Here is a 24,580-nt window from a genome sequence, read left to right as displayed (position 1 = left end):
TTTCGTATCTTTGAGCGCAAAAGCGTATGCGTTATGGTACCATATGATATACAATCCGTGCTCCGACAACTCTCGGCGATGGCCGAAGGGTGGGCGCAGACGGGCCTGATTCCCTCCATCGAACGCGATCTGGCGCTCGAAAAACTGCGGCGGCTCTATGAGGAACTTTCGGGCGGTGCGCCCGCAGCACCCGCAGCGGCGGATGCCGTCTCCGTGTCGGCCGAAGAGCCCGTGAGCATCAATCTGGACGAGGTGCTTTCGGTCGAACTGCAGGTGTCGGAAGAGCCGGAGGCGCTGCCCGTTGCCGCCGCCGGGCAGGACGACGGGACCGTTGCGTCGGACAACTCCGAGGCGGAACGGAAGGAGACTTCGCCGGAAGCCGTCTCCGAACCGGCACGTCCGGTCGTCTCCGGCTCGGAGGTCCGGACCGAAGCAGAGGCTTCCGGACCGACTCTCGGACCGACTTCCGGACCGGCGCATGAGCCGGCGGGACGGGCGGGTTCGGGCCCCGAACCCGAAGCCCCCGGGGGCGTAACTCCCGCCATGGATTCCGGTGAGGCTTCCGAACCGGCGCATGGTCCGGAAGAACGGCAGGTTCCCGATTCTGCATCCGCTCCGGAAACCGGGTCTGCATCCGGTGCGGAAGCGATCCCTTTGCCGGACGGAAAGCCCGCGCCGGAACCTCGGCCTGCGCCGCAGCATCAGCCGTCGACGACGCAGTCCGCGAAGCCTGAGGCGGCCTCGCAGTCCGTGATCCCTTCGCTGTTCGGCCCCGAAGATCCCGAGGCGCTGCGGCGCCATCGGCAGAAACAGCGCATCCTGATGTCGCTGTACGACATGCCCGAACCGGAACCCCGCAAAAATCAGGGGCCGTCGGGCGGTCTGCGTGCGCAGAGCGGCGGCGGAGCGGATTATCCCGCGCTTCGGGCTGAGGTGTGTAGACCTGTTTCGGACGTTTCGGGATGCACCGCTGCGGAACCTCGTGAGGAGGCTTCGCATCCGAACGGGGTCCGGAACGACCCAGACACCCGTCCTTTCGGACATTCGTCGGAGGGCGCGGAGGCGGAAGCCCGGCCGGAATCGGCAGCCGTCGCGGCGGCGGCCGAAAAGATCGAAGTCCTTTCGGTCGCAGGCGGTAATCCGAATCCGGAGACGCAGTCGTCGGGCGGCGCATCGTCCGCGGGCTGCCCGGCGGCGGAGGGTGTGCAGGAGGCTCTTCGGCAAGAGACGCCGAAGGCTCCCGGGGCCGGCGCCGCCGCTCCGGAATCGGCTGCGGCCCGCTCGGACGACGCTCCGAAAGGAGCCGTACTGGGCGACGTAATCAACCGCGAGGTGCGGACGCTGGGCGACGAGCTGTCCGCGCCGGCACGCGGCCGGACTTCGGAAATAGGGTTCCGCGAGCCGGTAACGGACCTGCGCAAGGCGATCGGCATCAACGACCGGTTTCTGCTGATCCGCGACCTGTTCGGGGGCGATGCCGAAGCCTTCGAGACCGCGATCGCTGCGCTCAATGCTTTCGGCGATCTGGACGACTGCCTGATCTACATCGCCGAACACTACGCATGGAATCCCAACTCCGACGGCGCCAAACTGCTCATGGAGCTGATCGAACGCAAACTTTCCTGACACAGCGGACATGGCCAAACTCTATATCGTTCCCACGCCGATCGGCAATTTGGACGACATCACCCTTCGTGCGATCCACGTCCTCGGCGAGGCCGACCTGATCCTCGCCGAAGATACGCGCACCGCTTCGGTGCTGCTGCGGCATCTGGGGATCGAGCGTCCGTTGCGCTCGCACCACAAGTTCAACGAGCACGCCACCGTGCAGGCGGTCGCCGAGACGATCGCCGCGGGGCGCAGCGTTGCGCTGGTCTCCGATGCGGGCACGCCGGGCATTTCCGATCCGGGGTTTCTGCTGGTGCGCACCTGCCTCGAAAACGGCATCGAGGTCGAGACGCTTCCGGGGGCCACGGCCTTCGTGCCGGCGCTCGTGCAGAGCGGGCTCCCCTGCGACCGTTTCTGCTTCGAAGGTTTTCTGCCCCAGAAGAAGGGGCGGTCGAAACACCTCGCGTCGCTGGCGGACGAGGAGCGGACGATGGTCTTTTACGAGTCGCCCTACCGCGTGGTGAAGTGCCTCGAACAGTTGGCCGAAGTCTTCGGCGGGGAACGCCGCGTGGCCGTGTCGCGCGAGCTGACCAAGAAATTCGAACAGACCGTGCGCGGTTCGATCGACGAAGCGCTCGCCCATTTCCGGACGACGGAACCCAAGGGCGAATTCGTGATCGTCGTGGCGGGCAAACCCAAATCCAAACCCGTGCGGGGCGGCGAAGCGTCCGTCCGAGGGGTATATGAAGAAGAGTAAACGAAGCATGGAAAACAATTCGGATACGAAGAAAGTGAAAAATTCGTTCTCCGCGTGGTTCGAGGACCTCAAGGAGTTCATGAGCGGCCGTTTCAGTCTCGAGGAGGACAAGGCCCAGCGCGACGAAGTGGTCGCCACGGTCGAAAAGGGCGTCGTGTTCCGCGGCGTCAACCTTTGGGTACTGATCTTCGCCACGATGATCGCCTCGCTGGGGCTGAACGTCAATTCGGCCGCGGTGATCATCGGCGCCATGCTCATTTCGCCGATCATGGGTCCGATCATGGGCGTGGGGCTGTCGTTGGGCATCAACGACTTCGACCTGTTGAAAAAGTCGCTCCGCAACTTCACGCTGATGTTCATCGTGGCGATCATCACCTCCACGGTCTATTTTTTCATCTCGCCGCTCGGCGATGCCCGGAGCGAGCTGCTGGCGCGGACCGTGCCCACGACCTACGACGTGCTGATCGCCCTCTTCGGCGGTCTGGCGGGGATCGTGGCGCAGTCGCGCCGGGATCGCACCTCGACCGTGATTCCGGGCGTGGCGATAGCCACGGCGCTCATCCCGCCTCTCTGTACGGCCGGCTACGGACTGGCCACGGGGCAGTTCCGCTATTTCCTCGGGGCGTTCTACCTCTTTTTCATCAATTCGGTGTTCATCGCGCTGGCCACCTACCTGATGGTGCGTTTTCTCAAATACGAGAAGAAAGCGTTCCTCGATCCGGTCAAGGAGCGGAACGTGCGGCGCACGATGCTGCTCATCACGCTCGTAACGTTCATCCCGAGCGTCGTCATCGGATTCCACATGGTGCGCGTTTCGCTCTTCGAAGCGACGGCCGACAAATACGTGTCGCAGGTCTTCGAGTTCCCGCATACGCGCGTGATCGAGTGTGAGAAGAGCTATGCGCAGGGCAAGAATCCCTCGCGGATCGAGGTGGTGCTGCTGGGCGAACCTCTCGCCGAAGAGATCATCGAGAATGCCCGGGCGCAGTTGATCCGCTTCGGATTGAAGGATACGGAGCTCGTGGTGCGTCAGGGTGCCGCGACGGACAAGCTCGATCTGGAGACGCTCCAGAAGAACTATGCCGATCTGCTCGACGAGAAGAACCGCCGGATCGCCGAGTTGCAGGCGCTCATGAGCCGCTATCGCGTGGTCGACGTCGGTGTGGACGGCATTTCGCAGGAGTTGGGCGTGCTGATGCCCTCGGTGGGGACGATCGCCCTCACGAAAGGCATCCGCTTCGACATGAAGGGACGTTCGCGGGATACGCTGTTGCTTTGCCTCGTAACGCCCCGCGATGCCGAGACGGCGATCGACGCCGAGACGCTCCGGCAGTGGTTGCGCGTGCGGACGAAGATCGCCGATGTCAAACTTTATATCGAGACGCCCGCCGATGAGGAGTAGCGTGAAGATGACCTTCGTCCGGCGGTTGCAGGTCGAGGTGCTGTGGGCCCTGTGCCGCGGTTTCGCGGCGCTGCCCTACTGGTTCCGCTACTATGTCGTCGAGAATATCGTTTTTTTCGTGCTCTACTACTGTCTGCGCTACCGCATGAGGGTCGTGAAGGAGAATTTGCGGAATTCGTTCCCCGAGAAGAGCCGGCTGGAACTGCTCCGCATCCGGCGCAGATTCTACCGCACGCTTTCGGAAATTTTCGTCGACACGGTGAGCCTCGCGCGGGCCCGCGCGCAGGAGATGATCCGCTTCCCCAATGCCGCCGAGCAGAGCGCCGCCACCGCAGGCCGCGACTGGATCGCCATGATGGCGCATTTCGGCTGTTGGGAATACGGTTCGTTCTGGGGCCTGTGCGATCCCACGCAGGTGATCGTGGCGGTCTACCACCCGCTGCGGAGCGCAGTGATGGAGGAGCTCTATCAGCGGCTCCGCCGCCGGCACAATACGATGACCGTGGCCATGAACGATTGCCTGCGGTTCTACCTCCGCCACCGCGAGCAGGGCATCGACGGCAAGAACATAGCGATCGGACTGATCGCCGACCAGAATCCGCCGCGGCGGCCCGACAGCCATTGGTTCCGTTTCCTCGATCAGGATACGCTCTTTTTCGACGGGGGCGAGAAACTGGCCGTCAAATGCGGACTGCCCGTCTACTTCGCCCGTGTGGACCGCATCCGCCGCGGATCTTACGAAATGACTTTCGAGCAGATTTACGACGGAACGGAACAGGTCGCCGAGTACGAAATCACGGAGCGTTACGTTCGTCGTCTGGAGGCGATGATCCGCAACCGTCCCGAGCTGTGGATGTGGTCGCACCGCCGCTGGAAGCACAAACGCTGATGTCCGCCGAAATCGTCATACTCAATTGGAACGGGGAGAAACACCTGCGGAGGTTTCTGCCGGGTGTCGTGGCCGCCGCTCCCGAGGGGGTGGGGGTTACTGTCGCCGACAACGGTTCGACGGACGGCTCGGTGGCGCTGCTCCGGCGCGAGTTCCCTGCGGTCCGCGTGGTGTCGCTCGACCGCAACTACGGCTTCGCCGAAGGGTATAACCGGGCGATCGACGAGATCGAGGCCGACTACTGCATCCTGCTCAACTCCGATGTCGAAACGCCCCGCGGCTGGCTCGAACCGATCCTGCGCGTGCTCGACGAACATCCCGACGTGGCCGCCGCAGCACCCAAGCTTCGTTCGTGCGAGCGGCGCGAGCGGTTCGAATACGCCGGTGCCGCCGGCGGTTATATCGACTTTCTGGGCTATCCGTTCTGTCGGGGCCGTATCCTGAAGTGCGTGGAGCGCGACGAGGGACAGTACGACGACGAGCGGGATGTCTTCTGGGTGAGCGGTGCGGCGTTCTGCTGCCGCCGCGACGTGTTCCGGCAGCTGGGCGGCTTCGATGCCTCGTTTTTCGCCCACATGGAGGAGATCGACCTCTGCTGGCGGATGCAGTTGGCGGGGTACAGGGTGAGGATCGTGCCGCAAAGCTGCGTCTACCACCTCGGCGGAGGTACGTTGGCGGCGGAATCCCCGGCGAAAGTGTTTTACAACCACCGGAACAATCTGGTCATGCTCTTCAAATGCGCGCCGCCCGTGCAGCGTGCGGCGGTCGCCGTGTTGCGTCCGCCGCTCGATTTCGTCGCGGCCGTCTCCTACCTCATCAAGGGACAGACCGCGAATTTCATGGCCGTGGGGCGGGCATGGCGCGACTTCCTGCGCCGGCACGACCGCCTGCCCGCGCAGCGGAGGCGGATCCGCCGCTCGCGCCGTGCCGAAGCGACCCGCACGGTCTACCGGTTTTCGATCGTGGTCCGTTATTTCTTCGGCCGCAAGCGGTTCGGCCGTCTCATGTGATTGCGCGCGCCGGACGGAATCCGCAAAACGGGACAAGTGCATGCATCCGCAAACCGCTATCTTTGCTGCGGGATGAAAAACAAACCGACGACAACGGACGATTACGAGCGACGGATCACGAGAGCCGTCGAATGGATCCGGCAGCATCTGGCCGAGAAGATCGACCTGAAGACGCTTGCCGGTATTTCGGCCTTTTCGCCCTATCACTTCCACCGGATCCTGACGGCCCGTCTCGGCGAACCCGTCGGCGAGTTCATCGTGCGGACCCGACTGGAGGCGGCTGCGCGGATGCTCCGCTACACGGAACTCAGCGTGTCGGAGATTGCGTACAGGGTGGGGTACGACGCCCCGTCGTCGCTGTCGAAAGCCTTCCGGAAGTCGTTCGGAGTATCGCCCCGAACATTCAAAACACATAAAACTCTTCCGTCTATGATCGAAAAAAAAGTGGAGCCCGAAGAGGCGCTCGGACGGCTCTCGAAGCCGAAAATCCTCGAAGTCCCCGAAAAAAACGCTGCCTATGTGCGTGCGCAGGGCAGCTACGGCTCGGTCGATTACGGCGCTTGTTTCCTCCGTCTGTGGGAATGGGTGAAGTCGCGCAAACTCTTTTCGGCGGGCATCGAACACATCGTCGTCTACCACAACGATCCTGATATTTCGGCTGCGGAGCATTTGCGCTGCGACGTGTGCCTCGTGCTGCCCAAAGGCCCTGTGCCCGAGGCCGGGATCGGCGTGAAAACCATCGGCGGCGGCCGTTATGCCGTCTTCCGGTATACGGGCCCCTATACCGGTCTGGGGCGGGCTTATCGCCGCATATGGGGCGAGTGGCTGCCGCGGAGCGGATGCACGCTTCGGGATGCGCCGTGCTTCGAGAAATACCTCAACCGGCCCGGCAGAGTGCCGCCCGAAAAACTGAAAACGGAGATTTTTCTGCCTGTGGAATGAGGGAGCCGGCCTGTGGGCCGGCTTTTCGTTTGCGGCAGCGTCGGTTGCGGTCCTGCCGGCCGGTGGGGGCTGCCGATGCTTCGGCCGCGCGGTTTTCTCAGCGCCGGGTGTGCGTATGATGGGTTTTTGTGTAAACTCGTGCTGTGAAATTTGTAAATTACGAATTCATATTTTGCCTTCGGGAAGAAAAAAATCATGAAGAATGAACATTGATCGTTTTTTGAAAACCGGAAAATCACAAAAGTGATGCTTGCCGAACGACCCGGAATCAGCAGAGAGTACTTATACCGCATGCTCGACAATCCGACGGATGCTTTTATTGCCAAACTCGCCGATGCGCTGGGGGCGCCGCGGGCGTTGCAGCAGGCGGGACCGTCCGGTCCGCCCGGGGTGTGCGCCATCGAACTGCTTCCGCTTGACAGGTGGCGGCTTCTCGAACGGATCGGGGGCTTTGTGCCCTATGGTCCGGGCCCGCGATCCGGAGGCGGGATACATACTCTACGAACGGCCATTCGGCGCGGGCTATGAGATGCGTCGTCGCAGAGCGGACGAATCCGAACCGTACTGTCTGCTGACCTTCGACGGGAACGGGAATTTTCCGCACGACCAGCTGGACGACATCATTCTGAAAGGCATCCCGAGGGATTATCCGTCCTCTTGTGTTTCCGACTACCGGATCGCGGCCGACAGCGACCTGAAAAGTGTGGAGCTGCTCCAGCAGCAGCCCCGCTGGGAGTTTACGTTCGCGTTTCACGGATCGGGTCCGCAGGAGTTGCTGATCGCGGATGTCCGCAGGGGGATTCCGCACTACTCATCCGCCGGCAGGTGCCGTTCTGTCTGACCTCTTTCGCTTCGTTCGCCGGTCACGTCGTGAGTGCGGCGGTGTTTTTCGGTTTCGAACACGAGCAGGAGGTGTGCGACCGGTTCGACCGCCGGGAGATCGTTTTCCTCTTGGCGGCGGAAAACGGATGAAACGAACGGACCGTTCCGCATGTTGCCCGTTTGCGGGAGAATACGTTTAGGCTGCGAAACAAGAGGGTGTCGGCCGGTTCGGACGTACACCCTCTCTGCGATATTTGCCCCTACGGTTCAGACGTTGTCGAAGAAACGGAGGAATTCGGTTACTTTGCCGACCATGTTCCGCGAGCCGACGTAAAGGGGCGTGCGCTCGTGCACGTCCTGCGGCTCGATGTCGAGGATGCGCTTGCCGCCGTCCGTGGCTGTGCCCCCGGCCTGTTCGACGATGAAAGCCACCGGATTGCACTCGTACTGCAAGCGCAGTTTGCCGTGGGGATGGCTGTCGGTTTCGGGATAGATGTAGATGCCGCCCTTGAGCATGTTGCGGTGGAAATCGGCCACCAGCGATCCGATGTAGCGCGAGGTGTAGGGACGGCCGTGCCGCGTGTCCTTTTCCTGACAATATTTGATGTACTTTTTCACTCCCACGGGGAACTTCTCGTAGTTGCCCTCGTTGATCGAATAGATCTTGCCGCTGACCGGGATCTTCACATCCGCATGCGAAAGGCAGAACTCGCCGATCGAGGGGTCGAGCGTGAAGCCGTTGACGCCGTTGCCCGACGTATAGACCAGCATCGTCGACGAACCGTAGATTACGTATCCCGCAGCCAGCAGCGCCGAGCCGGGTTGCAGAAAGTCCGTTTTTTCCGCCGGGCTGCCTTCGGGCGAAAGCCGCTTGTAGATCGAGAAGATGGTGCCGACCGAGACATTCACGTCGATGTTCGACGAACCGTCGAGCGGGTCCATGCAGACGATATAGCGGGCGTTCTTGCAGAGACCTTCGTTGAAAATGACGATGTCCTCGTTCTCCTCGGAAGCCACGCCGCAGCACTCGCCGCTGGCTTTCAGCTCTTCGAGAAAGGTTTCGTTGGCATAAACGTCGAGCTTCTGCTGCTCCTCGCCCTGCACGTTTTCCGAGCCGGCCTGTCCCAGAATGTCCACCAGTCCGGCCTTGTTGACTTCGCGGTTGACTTTCTTGGCCGCGATGCCGATGTGGTGCAGCAGCCGCGAGAATCCCCCGGTCGCACTCGGGAACTCGGCTTGCTGTTCGATGATGAATTGGTTTAATGTCGTAACCTTATTCATAAAAATTTATTTCTGTTCGTTATTAAATACAAATTTAAGATAATAAAATTAAATAATCCAAAGAAAATGATCGAAAAATTGATTAAATGAGGCGGTCGAACATGGGGAATTTGTATTTTTACCGAACATTCGAAGACGGCGTTCGCCGGTTTCGACGCCGGCGCACGTTTCGTGCGCGGTCCGTCGCCGCGCCGATCCCCGTATTCCGCGTCGTCGGTCCGGCGGGAGTCCGGCCGGAGGGAACGGTTTCGCGCCGAACGGATTTTCCGCTGCGGCGTCAGCGGCGGTTTCGGTAGCGGCGGTCGGAGCGACGGCGATGAACCGTGTACTGCGTGGTGCGGCGGAAAACCGCCTGCGTCGCCGAAGCGTTGCCGCCTATTCGCTCCTCTGCCCGCACGTTCCGGCCGGATGAAAGGGGCGGCTGGCCGGATCGTATCGGTTCGTGCGGGGCGGGACTGTGCATCCGCTCTTTCCGCAAGCCGTTTCCGCCGGGCGAAACGGATCGGCACGGGGCACTGCGGCGGCATTCGTGAGGTCGGTATCGTGCAAGCCGTTTTCGCCGAACGAAGCAGGCCGGCTCCGAGAGCCGGCCTGCTGCTGTGCTGCAATTTGGATAAATCGACTGTCTACTTATTGATCTTGGCCCACGAATCCTTGAGCGTAACCGTCCGGTTGAAGACGAGATGCTCCGGCGTGGAATCGGTGTCGGGGCAGAAGTAGCCTACGCGCTCGAATTGCACAGCCTGTCCCACGGGAATGTTTCGCAGCGAAGGTTCGAGATAACCCGTGATGCGGACCATCGACTCGGGGTTGAGGTTGTCTTCCCACGTCCGGCCCTCGTCCGCGTCGTCGGGATTCTCTTTCGTGAAGAGCGGGTTGAACAGCCGCACCTCGGCTTCCACCGCATCGGGGACCGACACCCAGTGGATCACGCCCTTCACGCGGCGTCCGTCGCTCGACGAACCGCCGCCCGACATCGGGTCGTGGGTGCAGCGCAGTTCGATGATGTTGCCCTCGGCGTCCTTCACCACCTGCTCGCATCGGATGAGGTAGGAGTAGCGCAGGCGCACCTCGCCGCCCGGCTGGAGACGGAAAAATTTCTTGGGCGGATTCTCCATGAAATCGTCGCGTTCGATGTAGATCGTGCGCGAGAAGGGCACCTGTCGCGTGCCGGCCGATTCGTCTTCGGGGTTGTTGATCGCCGTGAACATCTCGGTCTTACCCTCGTCGTAGTCGGTGATGACCACCTTGAGCGGGTTGAGCACGGCCATGCGGCGCTCGGCCACCCGGTTGAGGTCTTCGCGCACGCAGTATTCGAGTTTGGCGAGGTCGATCACGTTGTCGCGCTTGGCGACGCCCACCATCTCGGCGAAGTTGCGCACCGAGGCGGGCGTGTAACCCTTGCGGCGCAGGGCGCAGATGGTCGGCATGCGCGGATCGTCCCAGCCCATCACGGCTCCCTCCTGCACGAGTTTGAGCAGCTTGCGCTTGGACATCATCGTGTAGGTGAGGTTGAGCCGCGCGAATTCGTACTGATGCGACGGGTAGATGCCCAGCGCCTCGATGAACCAGTCGTAAAGCGGACGGTGCACGTCGAATTCGAGCGTGCAGATCGAGTGGGTGATCCGTTCGATCGAGTCGCACTGGCCGTGGGCGTAGTCGTACATCGGATAGATGCACCACTTGTTGCCCGTGCGGTGGTGTTCGGCGTGGAGGATGCGGTACATGATCGGGTCGCGGAAGAGCATGTTGGGATGCGCCATGTCGATCTTGGCGCGCAGCACCTTTTCGCCGTCGGCGAACTCGCCTTCGCGCATCCGCCGGAACAGGTCGAGGTTCTCCTCCACCGAACGGTTGCGCCACGGCGACGGCGTGCCTGCGACGGAGACCGTGCCGCGGTTCGCGCGGATCTCTTCCTGCGTCTGATCGTCCACGTAGGCCAATCCCTTGCGGATCAGTTCGAGGGCCCACTCGTAGAGCTGATCGAAGTAGTCCGAGGCGTAGCGCTCCTCGGCCCATTGGAACCCCAGCCATTGAATGTCGCGTTTGATCGAGTCGACGTACTCCACGTCCTCCTTCACGGGATTCGTATCGTCGAAGCGGAGGTTGCATTTGCCGCCGTATTTTCGGGCCAGTCCGAAGTTGATGCAGATACTCTTGGCGTGGCCTATGTGGAGGTAGCCGTTGGGTTCGGGCGGGAAACGGGTCTGTACGCGCGTTTCGCCCTCGGCGATGGATTTTTCGATGATCTCTTCGAGGAAATTGAGCGACTTCTCTTTGGTTTCGTCTGCCATGGTGCGGGGAGTGTTATTATATATAGTGTACAAAGGTAACGTTTTTGCGGGCTATTTCGCCTGTCGCCCGAAGATTTTTTCCAGCTTCACGCTCAGTGTGAGCACCTGCTGCGTGCCCAGCCCCACGCCGTCGTAGTGGAAGAGGATGCCGGCGCGGATGTCCAGCGTGCCGCCGAAGAAGCTGTTTCCGTAGCTCAGGTCGGTACGGTTGTAGATGTGGTCGCGCGTGCCGAAAAAGGCGCAACCCGAGTAGAGCGCGCCGCCGTAGCGGTCGTAGAAAGGCATCTGGTTTTCGCCCGCATAGAGCATGTTGCCCAGCGAGAGACCCCAGCGGCTGAACCGGATGTCGAGCACGCCGCCTTTCGGGGCTTCCCAGCCGCCTTCGGCGATGCGGTCGCGCTGGAGGCTTTGCAGATAGCCCAGCCGGATGTCGAAGTCGAAGAAGGCGCTGAAACGGAGACCGGCGTAGGGGTTGACGAGGATGTGGTCGACGATCCCCTCGTCCGCAGCCGGCGCGGAGGTCTTGGCGAAGTGGAGCACCGAGAGCGCATAGCCGCCGTAGAAGCGGTGACCGTGCAATTCGCCGGCCGAGAGGAGGCGGAAGCGTTCGCGCCGTTCGGCGGACTGCATGCCCTCCCAGTCGATGGCCAATTCGACGAAGCCCCCCCCCTCGCTGCGGTATTGGCCCATCACGCCTTGCAGGCGGTTGTTGTAGAACGCATAGGCGCGGTCGAAAAAGGCTTCGCCGTAGTCTCCGCGCAGCTTCGTGCGCGAGAAGATGCCTGCGGCGGCCAGTACCCGCGGCGTTTCGTATTGATACCAGATCTGCGGCTTGGCTTCGGTGAGAAACGTCGAACCGTCTCCGAAGTCCTGCATGAGGTCCACGGCCGCCATGAGGCGGTTGCACTCCGCCCAGCGCAGACCGGCCTCGGGCGTGAGACGGGCGGCGAAGAAGGTCTTCGAGCCGTCGAAGCCCATGCCCGAATATTCGCGGTTGTCGAAGAAGGTCCGGAAACCGATGCCTGCGATCCACTCCTGTGCGGAGGCGGTCGCGGCGCCGAGTGCGGCGAGGCAGGCGAGCGTGCAGGTGCGCAATGACATAGGGCGTTACGTGTGCGTTGGTGAATTAGCGGCCTCAAAATTAGGGATAATTCTCCGAAATAACTACTTTTGACCCCGAAATATCGGAACGGACTATGCGTAAGATCACGAACGAAGAGTTGGGGCGTCCCACGCCCGAGGAGTTCGCCCGCATGGAGCGCATGCCTCTGACGGTGGTGCTCGACAACGTGCGGTCGGCGCAGAACGTCGGCGCCTTTTTCCGCACGGGCGACGCCTTCGCCGTCGAGCGGATCTGTCTGTGCGGGATCACCCCCGCGCCGCCGGCGCGCGAGATCCACAAGACGGCGCTCGGCGCCGAGCTGACGGTGGCGTGGTGCCGCGAGCGGAGCGCCGCCGAATGCGTCCGCCGTCTCAGCGGGGAGGGGTGCTGCGTGCTGGCCGTCGAGCAGGTCGAGGGGGCCGTCCGGCTCGACGCATTCCGCGCCGAACCCGGGCGGCGTTATGCGCTCGTCTTCGGCAACGAGGTCGAGGGTGTGGCGCAGGAGGTCGTGGACCTCTGCGACGGCGCCGTGGAGATCCCGCAGGCCGGTACGAAACACTCGCTCAACGTTTCGGTCTCGGCCGGAGTCGTTTTGTGGGATTTCTTTTGCCGAATCGGACCGAAACGCTAACTTTGCCGCATTCGAAACCTCAAAAACGAAACGATTATGTCTGTTGAAAGCACGGTGCGGGCCGTTACGACCTACCGCCTGACGGAGATGAAACAGCGGGGCGAGAAGATCGCCATGCTCACCTCCTACGACTATTCGATGGCCCGTATCGTCGACGCCGCCGGCGTGGACGTGATCCTCGTGGGCGATTCGGCCGCCAACGTCATGGCCGGCTACGAAACCACGGTGCCCATCACGCTCGATATGATGATCTACCATGCCCGCTCGGTGGTGCGCGCCGTGGAGCGTGCGCTGGTGGTGGTCGACCTGCCGTTCGGGACCTATCAGGGCAACTCGAAGGTGGCGCTCGACTCGGCCGTGCGGATCATGAAGGAGACCGAGGCCGATGCCGTGAAGATGGAGGGCGGCGAGGAGATTCTCGAATCCGTGCAGCGCATCCTCTCGGCCGGCATCCCCGTCATGGGCCATCTGGGGCTGACGCCGCAGTCGATCCATAAGTTCGGCACCTATGCCGTGCGTGCGCGCGAAGAGGCCGAGGCGGCCAAGCTCGTGCGCGATGCGCGTCTGCTGAGCGAAGCGGGGTGCTTCGGCATCGTGCTGGAGAAGATACCGGCGTCGCTCGCCGCGCAGGTTACGCGCGAGATACCGGTCCCGACGATCGGCATCGGCGCCGGCGGCGGATGCGACGGGCAGGTGCTCGTGATCCACGACATGCTGGGCATCAACAAGGGCTTCTCGCCCCGCTTTCTGCGCCGCTATGCCGATCTGCACGCGGTGATGACCGATGCCGTAACCCGCTACGTGGGCGACGTCAAGACGGGCGGTTTTCCCGGCGAACAGGAGCAGTATTGAGAGTGGGGCGGGCCGCGCAGGCCGCGATCCCGTCTTTCGATGCCGGGGATGGGCGCAGCATTTTTCTTTTCGACCCTTTTGTCCTGCCGAAACGTATCCGAAACGGCCGAATGCCGGAAAAAACGGGGCCGCCGGCCCAACGCCCGAGACGGGCGACAGCGTGGGGCCGAAGGCGGGCGGGCTGCGGACAGCTCGCTGCTCGCCGGGGCGTCGCCATACCCTTGTCCCGCTGCGCGAGCGGCTCGGGTCTCAGGGCCGTGAACCGATCCCGTTACCTATCGGTTCCCGGTCCGAAGGGTTGCGCGGCGTCTTTTCCGACGTCCGGAGGGAAGAGGGTTGTGCGGAATGACAGTTCGCTGCGCCCGGGTCCCTGCTCCTTGCGCGGAAATGAGAGTTTGGGGTTTTCGCGTTTGTGCTGCGGGGCGTCGGGCGGGGACCCTTCGGCACTGAAAGGTCCCGGAAAAATTTTCGTCGTCTCGTCCGAACCGCTTTGGCGATGTCGCCGGTTCGCCGCCCTCCGTCTGCGGCGGATCGTATTTCGTTCCGAAAGATCGTGCTCGTCCTGCCGCCGGCGCTTCGGTCTGGCGGACGATGCGTCGTCTCCGGGCCGTGCATTTCAACCGCCCGTGCCGGACGGCGAATGCCTCCGGACCGGGCGGAACGGGCTTCGGCGTCGTGCGAAGGTCGTGCGTAAGGGGGCTGAGCGCTCAGGCGCAGTCCCGCCGGCGGAGCAGCCGGAGATAGGTCAGCAGGACGACGTTCATCGCCAGCGCGTAGATGATGGCCGGAATGGCCATTTCGCCGCTGCCGTAGAGGAAAGGCGAGGTGGCTATTGCGATCGCCTGTGCGGCGTTCTGCATGCCGACTTCGATCACGATCGTGCGGCGCACGGCACGGCCGAGCCGGAACATGCGTGCCAGTACTCCGCCCGCGGACATGGCCGTGAGAAGCAGCACGACAGTCGCTCCTCCCAGCAGCCCGAGGTTCCGGAGGATCGTGCGGGCGTACTGGAGGAAAAAGACGGCGGCGAGCAGCATGAGTGCCGGAAAGGCGAATCGTTTGAGCAGCGCGGCGCAGCGTGCTGCCGCGGCGGGTCTGAGGTGGCGGAAGAGAGCGCCGGCAGCCATCGGCAGAAACAGCAGCACGATGTTCTGCACGAGCAGTTTGCCTGCCGGCAGGTCGATCGCCAGATCGGTGTGCAGCGAGACGAATCGCGCCGCGAACTCCATGACGACGGGGATCGTGAAGAGCGTGATGACGCTGCTCAGCGCCGTGAGCGTAACGGAGAGAGCCACGTCGCCTTTGGCCAGCAGCGAGAAGACGTTGGACGAGCTGCCGCCCGGACAGCAGGCCACGAGCACCAGCCCCAGAAAGAAGTGGGGCGGCAGACGGAACACCGAGGCTATGCCGAAAGCGAGCAGCGGCAGCAGCACGAGTTGGCCTGCGAGGCCGACCGCCACGGCGGCGGGGCGGTGCAGAACGCGGGCGAATGCCTCGCGGTCGAGTTCGATGCCCAGTTGGAACATCAGTACGAGGAGAATGGGCAGTACGATCCAGATCGTGTTCATCGTAGGTTTCGAGTTGTCTGTTTTTGACTTATGTCGTTCGTTCTATTGAATGTGCCGAAAATTCCGGTCGCGGTCTCAGTTTCGGACAGTTCGTTTTTCGCCTCGTCGAAGTCCATGGGGAGTGCCTCTCCGCGTGCGATTCGACGAAAATGGGTCGTATGATCTTCGTCGTCCTCCGGATTGCGGCTCTTTAGGGATCATGGCCGATGCGGCGATACGGCGGTGCAAAGATAATCGTTTTGCGTCCGATCCGGCTGCATAAAGGGCGGATCGGGCGCAAGTCGGGGCGGAAGAGGATGCCGTACCGGAATTTTTTTTGACAACATCGGTCCCGTTTGTCGGCAGTTCGGAAAAAAATGCTTACTTTTGCAGGCAACAAAAATCCGCGTTCATTATGTCATTTATCAATGAAAGGGTGCAGCCCGAAGGACTTACGTTCGACGACGTGCTGCTCGTGCCCGCCTATTCGGAAGTGTTGCCGCGCGAAGTCTCCGTCGAGACGCATTTTTCGCGCAATATCCCGCTCAACATCCCCGTCGTGTCCGCGGCCATGGACACCGTTACCGAGGCGCCGCTGGCGATCGCGCTGGCCCGCGAAGGGGGGATCGGCGTGATCCACAAGAATATGACGATCGCCGAACAGGCCGCTCATGTCCGCCGAGTGAAGCGTGCCGAGAACGGCATGATCTACGATCCGATCACCATCTCGAAAGAGCACACCGTGGGCGACGCCCTGCACCTGATGCAGGAGAACCGGATCGGCGGCATTCCCGTGGTGGACGGGCGCAACCGGCTGATCGGCATCGTTACGAACCGCGACCTGCGCTTCCAGCGCGACATGGGCCGCCGCATCGAGGACGTGATGACCAAGGAGGGGCTCGTTACGACCCACAGCTCCGAGCTGGAGCATGCCGCCGGCGTGCTGCTCGCCAACAAGATCGAGAAGCTCCCCGTGGTGGACGACGACGGACGGCTGGTGGGGTTGATTACCTATAAGGACATAACGAAGGTGCAGGATCATCCCAATGCCTGCAAGGACGCCAAGGGCCGTCTGCGCGTGGCGGCCGGCATCGGCATCACGCCCGATGCGATGGACCGCGTGCGGGCGCTGGTCGAGGAGGACGTGGACGCCGTGGTGCTCGACTCGGCGCACGGACATTCGGCCAACATCGCCGCGAAGCTCCGCGAGATCAAGGCGGCGTTCCCGGGTCTCGACGTGGTGGCGGGAAACATCGCCACGGCCGAAGCCGCGAAGTTCCTCATCGAAGCGGGCGCCGACGGCGTGAAGGTCGGCATAGGTCCGGGGTCGATCTGCACCACGCGCATCATCGCCGGCGTCGGCGTGCCGCAGCTGTCGGCCATCTACGCCGCGGCCTCCGAGGCGAAGAAGGCCGGCGTGCCGGTGATCGCCGACGGCGGACTGCGCTACTCGGGCGACATCGTGAAGGCGCTGGCCGCGGGCGGCGACTGCGTGATGATCGGTTCGATGTTCGCCGGCACCGAAGAGGCTCCGGGCGAGACGATCATCTACAACGGCCGCAAGTTCAAGTCCTACCGCGGCATGGGGTCGATCGACGCCATGAAGGCCGGCTCGGCCGACCGCTACTTCCAGAAAGGTTGCGAGGGCAACATCAACAAGCTCGTACCCGAGGGGATCGTGGCTCGCGTGCCCTACAAGGGGACGCTGAGCGAGACGGTCTACCAGCTCATCGGCGGCATCCGCGCCGGCATGGGCTATTGCGGCGCGCCCGACATCGCGGCCTTGCAGCGGGCGAAGTTCATCCGCATCACCGCATCGGGCATGAACGAGAGCCATCCGCACGACGTGGCCATCACGCGCGAGGCCCCCAACTACAGCAGCGAGCGCTGATGCATCGGAGGCTGCGACGAACTGCCGAGCTGCCGACCCTGCGGAGGCAACGTCGAACTCGTTGCGCGCAGATTTCCGTACAGGGCCGGACCGGACTGAACTCGGGACCGGAATTTCCGGTGCACGCGGACGCATGGAGTCGCCGGTCGAAAACAAGATACTGAATATAACAGATATGGAAAAAATCCTGATTCTCGACTTCGGTTCGCAGTACACGCAGCTCATCGCGCGGCGTGTGCGCGAGCTGAACGTCTATTGCGAGATCCACCCCTTCGACAAGATACCGGCCATAGACGCTTCGGTGCGGGGGGTGATCCTCTCGGGCAGTCCCTATTCGGTGCGGGACGAGCATGCCCCTGATCCCGATCTGTCGGCCATCAAGGGGCGGCTTCCGCTGCTGGGCGTCTGCTACGGCGCACAATACCTCGCCCACGCTTTCGGCGGCGAGGTGAACCCTGCGCCGAGCCGCGAGTACGGCCGTGCGATGCTGACGGTGGGCGATGCGCAGGACCCGCTGATGCATGGCCTGCCCCGCACCACGCAGGTCTGGATGTCGCACGGGGATACGATCACCTCCGTGCCGGTTTCCTACCGGCTCATCGCCGGAACGGAGGATGTCCGCGTGGCCGCCTTCCGCGTGGAGGGCGAGCGGACGTGGGGCATCCAGTTCCATCCCGAGGTCTACCACTCGACCGACGGCACGCAGCTGCTCCGGAACTTCGTGGTCGGCATCTGCGGATGCGCGCAGACGTGGACGCCGGAGAGCTTCGTCGAAGCGACCGTGCGCGATCTGCGCGCGAAGCTGGGCGACGACCGGGTGGTGCTGGGCCTTTCGGGCGGCGTGGACTCCACGGTGGCCGCCGTGCTGCTCCACAAGGCCGTCGGCCGGAATCTCTATTGTATTTTCGTCGATTCGGGTCTGCTGCGCAAGGGCGAGTTCGACGAGGTGCTCGAATCCTATAAGGATATGGGGCTCAACGTCAAGGGTGTCAAAGCGGGTGCGAAGTTCCTCGGCGACCTCGCGGGCGTGAGCGACCCGGAGCGCAAGCGCAAGATCATCGGCCGCGACTTCGTGGAGGTCTTCAACGACGAGGCGCAGCGGATCGAGCACGTGCGCTGGCTGGGGCAGGGGACGATCTATCCCGACGTGATCGAGTCGTGCTCGGTGAACGGCCCCTCGGCCACGATCAAGTCGCACCACAACGTCGGCGGCCTGCCCGAGAAGATGCACCTCGGGATCGTCGAGCCGCTGCGGCTGCTCTTCAAGGACGAGGTGCGCCGCGTGGGTCGTTCGCTCGGCATCTCCGAACGGCTGATCGGACGCCATCCCTTTCCGGGGCCGGGTCTTGCGATCCGCATCCTTGGAGAGATCACGCCCGAGAAGGTCGAAATCCTGCAGAATGTGGACAAGATCTACATCGACGCGCTGCGTGCTGCGGGACTTTACGACAAGGTCTGGCAGGCCGGAGCGATCCTGCTGCCCGTGCGGAGCGTGGGCGTGATGGGCGACGAGCGGACCTACGAGAGCTGCGTGGCGCTGCGTGCCGTCGCTTCGACCGACGGCATGACGGCCGATTGGGTGCATCTGCCCTACGAGTTTCTCTCCGACGTGTCGAACGAGATCATCAACAAGGTGCGCGGCGTGAACCGCGTCGTTTACGACATCTCCTCGAAACCGCCCGCAACGATCGAGTGGGAGTAGCCGAAGCGCCGCATCGTGGCGGTGTTCGAACAGGGATTCGCGTTCGTGCGCGGGTCCCTGTTTTTTTTGCACGGACGATCTCGCCCCCGCCTCCATTGCGGCTTCGTCGTCTCTGTCGCCTCGGACATGTATGCCCGTCGCCTCCTTGTCCTCCCCGGTGCTTAGGGGCGCGGTCTGTCTCCGCACGGCCGAACCGTTCGCAGCGTTGCATGCCGTGCAGGCGTTGAATCCTGCCGGTCGTCCTATCGTCGAACGTTTGATAGGCGTCGTAGCCTGCAAGTGGTTGCGCGAAGCGCGAGGGCGGAGAACCCGCCCGATGAAGAAGGGGTGTCCGTATCGTCCGGACGACCCCGTTGCGCATGCGTGGGGCGGATCCGGACCTACTTTCGCGGTTTTCTGCAATACCCGAAACCTCGAAAAACGTTCCTGCGGATCGCCGCGGGGCGGTTTGTCATGGAGGTGCAACCGAGAGGTCTTGCGATCGTAACGGAGCCTTTACGGGCGTGAAACAGTCGGCGGGTACTTTTGCGGCGTAAACAAACAGTGATACGACGTGAAGAGAATTTTACCTAAGACCCGATTCATCCGATCCGTCTTGACGACGGTCCTGCTGTGCGCCGCTCAGACGCTCGCCGCTCAGATGCTTCCCGCCCGGACATCCATCGTGGGCACAGTAACCGACGCCGCCACGGGACAGCCCGTCGTCGGAGCGACGATCCTCGTCTCGGGCACGACCCAAGGCACCGCCAGCGGCCCCGACGGCAGCTATGCGCTGCGCGGTCTGGCGACCGGGAGCTATACGCTCGACGTCTCGATGATCGCTTACGAACCGCAGCGGATCGAAGTCGTCGGGGCCGCCGCCGGCGAGGTGCGGATCGACATCGCACTCCGGGAACAGAGCGAACAGATCGGCGATGTGGTGGTAACGGCCGTGCGCCGCACGGGTTCCGAGGTGGCCGTGAACCGCGACGTGCGCGAGGCCATGACGGTCATGAGCGGCGTTTCGGGTCAGACGATCCGCAAAACGCAGGACCGCGACGCGGGAGAGGTCGTGCGCCGCATCCCGGGCATCTCGCTCGTCGACGACAAGTTCATCATCGCCCGCGGGCTCTCGCAGCGTTATAACAACGTGTGGGTGAACGGCGCGGCCGTCCCCAGCTCCGAGGCCGATTCGCGTGCCTTTTCGTTCGACATCATCCCTGCGGGGCAGATCGAGAACATCATGATCCTCAAGTCTCCCGCGCCGGAAGTCCCCGCCGATTTCTCGGGCGGCTTCATCCGTATCGCCACGAAAGACATGCCCGCCGACGAAACGGTGTCGCTGAGCTACTCCACAGGCGTCAATACGGCCACGCATTTCCGGGGCTTTCTCTACAACCGCGGCACCGCCGCCGACATCGTCGGCTTCGGCAGCGGCAGCCGCATGATGCGGGGCGGTATGACGGGCCGTTTCGACAACGGCGACGCCGCCGTCGTGAACTATATGACCCGCCACGGTTTCCGCAACGACTGGCGCGTCCGCCGGCGGAGCGCCGTCCCCGACCAGCGCTTCACGGCGTCGTTCGGCCGTGCGTGGAACCTGCGCGAGGGCGAACGGTTCGCACTCACGGGGGCGTTGAATTACAGCTACACCGAGCGCACCTGCACCGATATGGAGAATTCGCGCTTCGGCATCTACAACAAGAAGGAGGACAAACCCGAATACCTCTACAAATATACCGACGACCAGTACCGCACCGACGTGAAGGTGGGCGCCATGCTCAACTTGGCCTACGTGCGGCGTTCGAGCCGCTACTATTTTCGCAACCTCTTCAACCGGATCGGACAGAACCGCTACACCTTCCGCGAGGGGTGGCAGAACATCTCGTCGCTCTACAATCAGGAGAAATCCGAATACTACTACTCGGGCCGCAGCTCCTACAACGGACAGTTCGCCGGCGTGCACGATCTGGGCCGCGGACGGCTCGACTGGAACGCCGGCTACGCCTATGCCGACCGGCAGCTGCCCGACCGCCGGATCATCAATCGCCAGCAGAACGACATCTACGGCGACCCCCGCTACGGTCAGATGCAGATCGACCAGAACCAGATGCAGCGCGACTTCACCCGATTGGCCGAGCACATCGTTTCGGCGGCCGTGAACTACGAGCACACCTTCCGCGAAGGCCGTCCCTTCGCCCCGAAGCTCCGCGCGGGCCTCTACGGCGAATACCGCACCCGCTCGTACCGCGCCCGTTCGTTCTACTACCGCTTCGACCCGTCGAATCTGCCGGACGACTTCGCCTACGGCGATCCCGTAACGCAAATCCTCACGCCCGGGAATTTCGGCGCCGACAAACTCTACCTCTACGACGACAGCGACAACCGCAACAGCTACGAGGGCGGCAACGTGCTGTCCGCGGCTTATGCCGCCGTCAGTCTGCCGCTGGGCCGTCTGAACGTCTATGCCGGCGTGCGGTTCGAACACAGCGACATGACTCTGACGAGCTACACACGCACCGACGCATGGACCTCGAAAGACCGCAGCTACACCTACGACGACTTTTTCCCCTCGGTGAACGCCACGCTCTCTCTGGCCGAGAATCACCTCCTGCGCGGCGCCTACGGCATGTCGACCAACCGTCCCGAGTTCCGCGAGGTGTCGGCTTCGACCTTCTACGATTTCGACCTCTTCTCGATGATCATGGGCAATCCCGATCTCACGGCCGCTTATGTCCACAACGCCGACCTGCGCTACGAGTGGTATCCGTCGGCCGGCGAGTGCATCTCGCTCTCGGTTTTCTACAAACACTTCCGCCACCCGATCGAAACCACGATCCGCGATGCGGGCGGCAGTTACACCTACACCTTCGAAAACGCCGACCGGGCCCGTGCCTACGGCGTGGAGCTCGATGTGCGCAAGAACTTAGACTTCATGGGGATGCCCTGCGTCTCTCTGTCGCTCAACGTCTCGCTCATCGAGAGCCGGGTGTTTTTCGACTCTTCGTCGATGGAGCACGACCGCCCGATGCAGGGACAGTCGCCCTACATCGTCAACTGCGGACTTTTCTATCAGCCGCAGCGGGCGGGGCTGACCGTAGGCGTGCTCTACAACCGCATAGGCAAACGCATCATCGGCATCGGCCGCACGGATCTCTCGTCGGGCGGCAGCGTGGACAACGACATTCCCGACATGTACGAGATGCCGCGCAACGCCCTCGATTTCGTGCTCGCCAAACGGCTGGGCAAACGCTGGGAGCTGCGGCTGAGCGCCAAGGACCTCATCTGCGACCGGGTGGAGCTGTGCCAGTTCCCCCAGTTCACGGACGACGGCGGCACGCTCCACGAACGCAAGGAAGTAACCAAAACGTACGATCCGGGCCGCAGTTTCACGATCGGCGCTTCGGTGAAATTCTGAACATGCATCCGCAAGAAGGCTCCGCATGCCGGCCGACGCCGGCGGCACGACGGACACGAACTTCAGGACGAAGTCCGGCCCGCTGCCGAGGAGCGGCGACGAACTGCCGGCATCGCGCCGCGATGTCGCCGGCGGACCGTAAACCGGTTGCACGAGGGGATTGCGGGATGGAGAGAAATTGAACGACATGACCTTTTTATCCAATAAAAAAAAGTATGAAAAAGTTTTTTTATGCAGCCCTTTTGGCTGCTGCGGCCCTTGCGACGGCGGCCTGCGACGATGACAACAACGAAGGCGGCGGCGCCGTGCGGCTCGCCAAACCCGTGCTCTCCTCGGCCGATGTAAGCGAAGAGGCGTTTACGGTGCGGTGGAATGCCGTGGACAATGCGGATTCCTATTCCTATGCGGTCAACGGCGGTAAGGCCGAAAAGACCTCTTCGACCTCGGTTACGGTCGAAGCCGACGAAGGCGTCGCGACTTATGAGGTCGCCGTTACGGCCCTTTCGGCCGATCCGGCGAAGTGGCTCGATTCCGAGACCGCCACGATCCGCGTTTCGCTCGGCGGCGGCCAACCCGGGACGGACAACCTCGACGACATCCTCTTCGAGAACCGCACCCAGATCGGCAACGGCGATCAGGAGTTCGAGATCCGGGGCGACTACACGCTCCCGAAGGGCACTTACCTGCTCAAGGGATGGGTCTACATCTGCGACGGCGCGACGCTGACCATCGAACCCGGCACCGTCATCAAGGGCGACAAGGGCACCAAGGCGGCTCTCATAGCCGAGCGGGGCGGACGTCTCGTGGCGCAGGGCACGGCTGCGGAGCCGATCGTCTTCACCTCGGCGCAGCCTGCGGGCGAGCGCCGGCCGGGCGACTGGGGCGGCATCATCCTCTGCGGCCGCGCCCGCAACAACCAGACCGAGATGACCATCGAGGGCGGACCGCGTTCCAAGCACGGCGGCGACGACGATGCCGACGATTCGGGCGTGCTGAGCTACGTGCGCTGCGAGTTCGCAGGTTATCCCTTCCAGACCGATATGGAGATCAACGGCATCACGTTCGGTTCGGTGGGCTCGGGGACCAAGCTCGACCACATTCAGGTCTCCTACTCGAACGACGACTCCTACGAGTGGTTCGGCGGCACGGCGAACGCCGAGTATCTTGTGGCCTACCACGGTTGGGACGACGACTTCGACACCGACAACGGCTTCTCGGGCAAGGTGCAGTTCTGTCTGGCCGTCCGCAATCCCAAATTGGCCGACCAGTCCGTCTCGAACGGTTTCGAGAGCGACAACTGCTCGACGGGCGCCGACATGCAGCCCTTCACCTCGTGCGTCTTCTCCAACGTAACGTTCGTCGGTCCGATCGGACAGGATCCCGCGTTCGCCAACACGACCCAATACATCGACGGCGGAGCGCTCAATCCGGCCAACGGATCGAAGCTCGGCCAGTTTCAGGCGGCCATGCAGATCCGTCGCAATTCCCGCCTATCGTGCTTCAACTCGGTGGCCATGGGCTATCCCGTAGGATTGATCGTGGAAAACGACAAGGGCTCCGACACGCAGGCGGCGGCCTCCGACGGCAATCTGAAGATCGCCAACGTCTTCTTCGCGCAGATGACCGTGCTGGGCAGCGATAAGAACAAGAATTTTCAGGATGCTTTCACCGACGACTCGGGCGAGCCCGATCCGTCGCGCGCCTCGTTTTCTTCGACATATTTCAAGAGCATCGCGTCGAACAGATACTTCGAGACGATCGACGCCCTGATGCTCGCGCAGCCCAACAGTCTGGCCGCCGGTGCCGACTATCGTCCGCTGGCCGGCAGCCCGCTGCTCGGCGCCGCATCGTTCGACGATGCGATGGTCGCCTCGGGATTCGAAAAAGTGAATTACATCGGCGCTTTTGCCGAGGGCGACGACTGGCTCGACGGCTGGACCGAGTTCGACCCCCAGAACAAGACCTATTGATCCGTTCGCGGGACAGGATTTGCAAAGGGGCCGTCTAATAGGTTTTAGACGCCCCTTTTTTATTCGTCCTGCTGTCGGGAACTTTTCCGAATACGCAATTCTCGGAGGGTAAAAAGACTTGTTGGACAGCTCCTCTTTTTTCGGCATATCCGCAAACCGTTTCCGGTCCCGAGGTCCGTTGTCCCGGCGGTGCGGTTCGGGCATTTTGACCGCTGGGGCGCTTCGAACTTCGTGTCTCCTGTTTCTGAATTTCGGTTCCCTCGCTCCCGTCCCTCTCGGCGCGCTTCGCCGCAGATGTGTCTGCCTGTGCCGAACCGGATTTTTCCGCCTGCGCCGCGCCTGCGAGCGGTGCGTTTGTCTGCCGGCCTCTCCTGCGCCGATCCTGCCGCACCGCTTCTCGTGCCGTACCCGCATGGGTCGGGCCTGCGTGTTCGGTCTCCGCCCGTACCGATTCTTTCCGTTCCGTATCTGCGTGCGCCGGAG

The 24,580-nt window shown here is 62.7% G+C and carries 17 protein-coding genes; 13 read left to right on the top strand and 4 right to left on the bottom strand.

Translation table 11 applies throughout. The features are described from left to right. The first annotated feature begins 33 nt into the window (after positions 1-33). The 7 genes from BN3659_RS08390 to BN3659_RS08360 all read left to right on the top strand — a co-directional run bounded on the left by BN3659_RS08390 (position 34) and on the right by BN3659_RS08360 (position 7,449). Entirely contained in the window at positions 34-1,626 is a 1,593-nt protein-coding gene (locus tag BN3659_RS08390; RefSeq protein WP_141682542.1) for a hypothetical protein, read from the top strand. Positions 1,627-1,636: 10 nt separating this feature from the next. After that, on the top strand, positions 1,637-2,365 hold the full coding sequence (rsmI, locus tag BN3659_RS08385) for a 16S rRNA (cytidine(1402)-2'-O)-methyltransferase (RefSeq protein WP_091536156.1): 729 nt from the start codon (positions 1,637-1,639) through the stop codon (positions 2,363-2,365). 7 nt (positions 2,366-2,372) lie between these two features. Then, positions 2,373-3,767 (top strand): DUF389 domain-containing protein, encoded by a 1,395-nt coding sequence (locus BN3659_RS08380; RefSeq protein ID WP_091536155.1) that lies wholly within the window; start codon positions 2,373-2,375, stop codon positions 3,765-3,767. After that, on the top strand, positions 3,757-4,656 hold the full coding sequence (locus BN3659_RS08375; RefSeq protein ID WP_091536153.1) for a lysophospholipid acyltransferase family protein: 900 nt from the start codon (positions 3,757-3,759) through the stop codon (positions 4,654-4,656). The genes BN3659_RS08380 and BN3659_RS08375 overlap by 11 nt, the downstream gene beginning before the upstream one ends. Then, positions 4,653-5,666 (top strand): glycosyltransferase family 2 protein, encoded by a 1,014-nt coding sequence (locus tag BN3659_RS08370; protein WP_091536196.1) that lies wholly within the window; start codon positions 4,653-4,655, stop codon positions 5,664-5,666. Before BN3659_RS08375 ends, BN3659_RS08370 begins: the two co-directional genes overlap by 4 nt. A gap of 72 nt (positions 5,667-5,738) precedes the next feature. Further along, positions 5,739-6,608, top strand: coding sequence for an AraC family transcriptional regulator (locus BN3659_RS08365; RefSeq protein ID WP_091536151.1), 870 nt, complete (start codon positions 5,739-5,741; stop codon positions 6,606-6,608). Positions 6,609-7,068: 460 nt separating this feature from the next. Beyond that, positions 7,069-7,449, top strand: coding sequence for a hypothetical protein (locus BN3659_RS08360; RefSeq protein ID WP_091536150.1), 381 nt, complete (start codon positions 7,069-7,071; stop codon positions 7,447-7,449). A 248-nt stretch (positions 7,450-7,697) separates the two neighbouring features. On the opposite strand, the gene fbp is transcribed toward BN3659_RS08360, so the two are convergent. From fbp to BN3659_RS08340, 3 genes are all read right to left on the bottom strand, one after another. Then, positions 7,698-8,711 carry a class 1 fructose-bisphosphatase gene (gene fbp / locus BN3659_RS08355; protein WP_091536148.1) on the bottom strand — a complete coding sequence of 338 codons (1,014 nt, stop codon included), beginning with the start codon at positions 8,709-8,711 and terminating at the stop codon, positions 7,698-7,700. A gap of 626 nt (positions 8,712-9,337) precedes the next feature. Beyond that, positions 9,338-11,005 (bottom strand): glutamine--tRNA ligase/YqeY domain fusion protein, encoded by a 1,668-nt coding sequence (locus tag BN3659_RS08345; RefSeq protein WP_091536144.1) that lies wholly within the window; start codon positions 11,003-11,005, stop codon positions 9,338-9,340. Positions 11,006-11,056: 51 nt separating this feature from the next. Then, positions 11,057-12,106 carry a hypothetical protein gene (locus BN3659_RS08340; RefSeq protein WP_091536143.1) on the bottom strand — a complete coding sequence of 350 codons (1,050 nt, stop codon included), beginning with the start codon at positions 12,104-12,106 and terminating at the stop codon, positions 11,057-11,059. A 95-nt stretch (positions 12,107-12,201) separates the two neighbouring features. On the opposite strand from BN3659_RS08340, the gene BN3659_RS08335 reads away from it, so the two are divergent. Beyond that, positions 12,202-12,738: a TrmH family RNA methyltransferase gene (locus BN3659_RS08335; RefSeq protein WP_091536141.1), complete on the top strand. Its 537-nt coding sequence runs from the start codon at positions 12,202-12,204 to the stop codon at positions 12,736-12,738. Positions 12,739-12,774: 36 nt separating this feature from the next. Then, positions 12,775-13,590: a 3-methyl-2-oxobutanoate hydroxymethyltransferase gene (panB, locus tag BN3659_RS08330; protein WP_091536139.1), complete on the top strand. Its 816-nt coding sequence runs from the start codon at positions 12,775-12,777 to the stop codon at positions 13,588-13,590. 707 nt (positions 13,591-14,297) lie between these two features. On the opposite strand, the gene BN3659_RS08325 is transcribed toward panB, so the two are convergent. Next, the gene (locus BN3659_RS08325) at positions 14,298-15,158 is read right to left on the bottom strand and encodes a bile acid:sodium symporter family protein (RefSeq protein WP_091536138.1); all 861 of its coding nucleotides are present in this window, start codon (positions 15,156-15,158) and stop codon (positions 14,298-14,300) included. Between the two features lie 394 nt (positions 15,159-15,552). On the opposite strand from BN3659_RS08325, the gene guaB reads away from it, so the two are divergent. From guaB to BN3659_RS08305, 4 genes are all read left to right on the top strand, one after another. After that, a complete protein-coding gene (gene guaB / locus BN3659_RS08320; RefSeq protein WP_091536136.1) occupies positions 15,553-17,028 on the top strand; it encodes an IMP dehydrogenase in 1,476 nt (491 codons plus the stop codon). 175 nt (positions 17,029-17,203) lie between these two features. Next, positions 17,204-18,730 (top strand): glutamine-hydrolyzing GMP synthase, encoded by a 1,527-nt coding sequence (gene guaA, locus BN3659_RS08315; protein WP_091536135.1) that lies wholly within the window; start codon positions 17,204-17,206, stop codon positions 18,728-18,730. 553 nt (positions 18,731-19,283) lie between these two features. After that, positions 19,284-22,127 (top strand): TonB-dependent receptor, encoded by a 2,844-nt coding sequence (locus tag BN3659_RS08310; RefSeq protein WP_224757808.1) that lies wholly within the window; start codon positions 19,284-19,286, stop codon positions 22,125-22,127. Positions 22,128-22,342: 215 nt separating this feature from the next. Then, positions 22,343-24,097: a hypothetical protein gene (locus tag BN3659_RS08305; protein ID WP_191442012.1), complete on the top strand. Its 1,755-nt coding sequence runs from the start codon at positions 22,343-22,345 to the stop codon at positions 24,095-24,097. Positions 24,098-24,580: the final 483 nt, after the last annotated feature.

It is taken from the genome of Alistipes sp. CHKCI003, from assembly GCF_900021155.1.
GTDB lineage: Bacteria > Bacteroidota > Bacteroidia > Bacteroidales > Rikenellaceae > Alistipes > Alistipes excrementavium.
This window is presented reverse-complemented; position numbering and strand designations above follow the sequence as displayed.

Coding starts and splice junctions, on each gene's coding strand:
- BN3659_RS08380 (WP_091536155.1), top strand. CDS start 2,373: ATGGAAAACAATTCGGATACGAAGAAAGTGAAAAATTCGTTCTCCGCG.
- BN3659_RS08360 (WP_091536150.1), top strand. CDS start 7,069: ATGGTCCGGGCCCGCGATCCGGAGGCGGGATACATACTCTACGAACGG.
- BN3659_RS08335 (WP_091536141.1), top strand. CDS start 12,202: ATGCGTAAGATCACGAACGAAGAGTTGGGGCGTCCCACGCCCGAGGAG.
- fbp (WP_091536148.1), bottom strand. CDS start 8,711: ATGAATAAGGTTACGACATTAAACCAATTCATCATCGAACAGCAAGCC.
- BN3659_RS08365 (WP_091536151.1), top strand. CDS start 5,739: ATGAAAAACAAACCGACGACAACGGACGATTACGAGCGACGGATCACG.
- guaB (WP_091536136.1), top strand. CDS start 15,553: ATGTCATTTATCAATGAAAGGGTGCAGCCCGAAGGACTTACGTTCGAC.
- BN3659_RS08340 (WP_091536143.1), bottom strand. CDS start 12,106: ATGTCATTGCGCACCTGCACGCTCGCCTGCCTCGCCGCACTCGGCGCC.
- rsmI (WP_091536156.1), top strand. CDS start 1,637: ATGGCCAAACTCTATATCGTTCCCACGCCGATCGGCAATTTGGACGAC.
- BN3659_RS08375 (WP_091536153.1), top strand. CDS start 3,757: ATGAGGAGTAGCGTGAAGATGACCTTCGTCCGGCGGTTGCAGGTCGAG.
- panB (WP_091536139.1), top strand. CDS start 12,775: ATGTCTGTTGAAAGCACGGTGCGGGCCGTTACGACCTACCGCCTGACG.
- guaA (WP_091536135.1), top strand. CDS start 17,204: ATGGAAAAAATCCTGATTCTCGACTTCGGTTCGCAGTACACGCAGCTC.
- BN3659_RS08345 (WP_091536144.1), bottom strand. CDS start 11,005: ATGGCAGACGAAACCAAAGAGAAGTCGCTCAATTTCCTCGAAGAGATC.
- BN3659_RS08390 (WP_141682542.1), top strand. CDS start 34: ATGGTACCATATGATATACAATCCGTGCTCCGACAACTCTCGGCGATG.
- BN3659_RS08325 (WP_091536138.1), bottom strand. CDS start 15,158: ATGAACACGATCTGGATCGTACTGCCCATTCTCCTCGTACTGATGTTC.
- BN3659_RS08305 (WP_191442012.1), top strand. CDS start 22,343: ATGAAAAAGTTTTTTTATGCAGCCCTTTTGGCTGCTGCGGCCCTTGCG.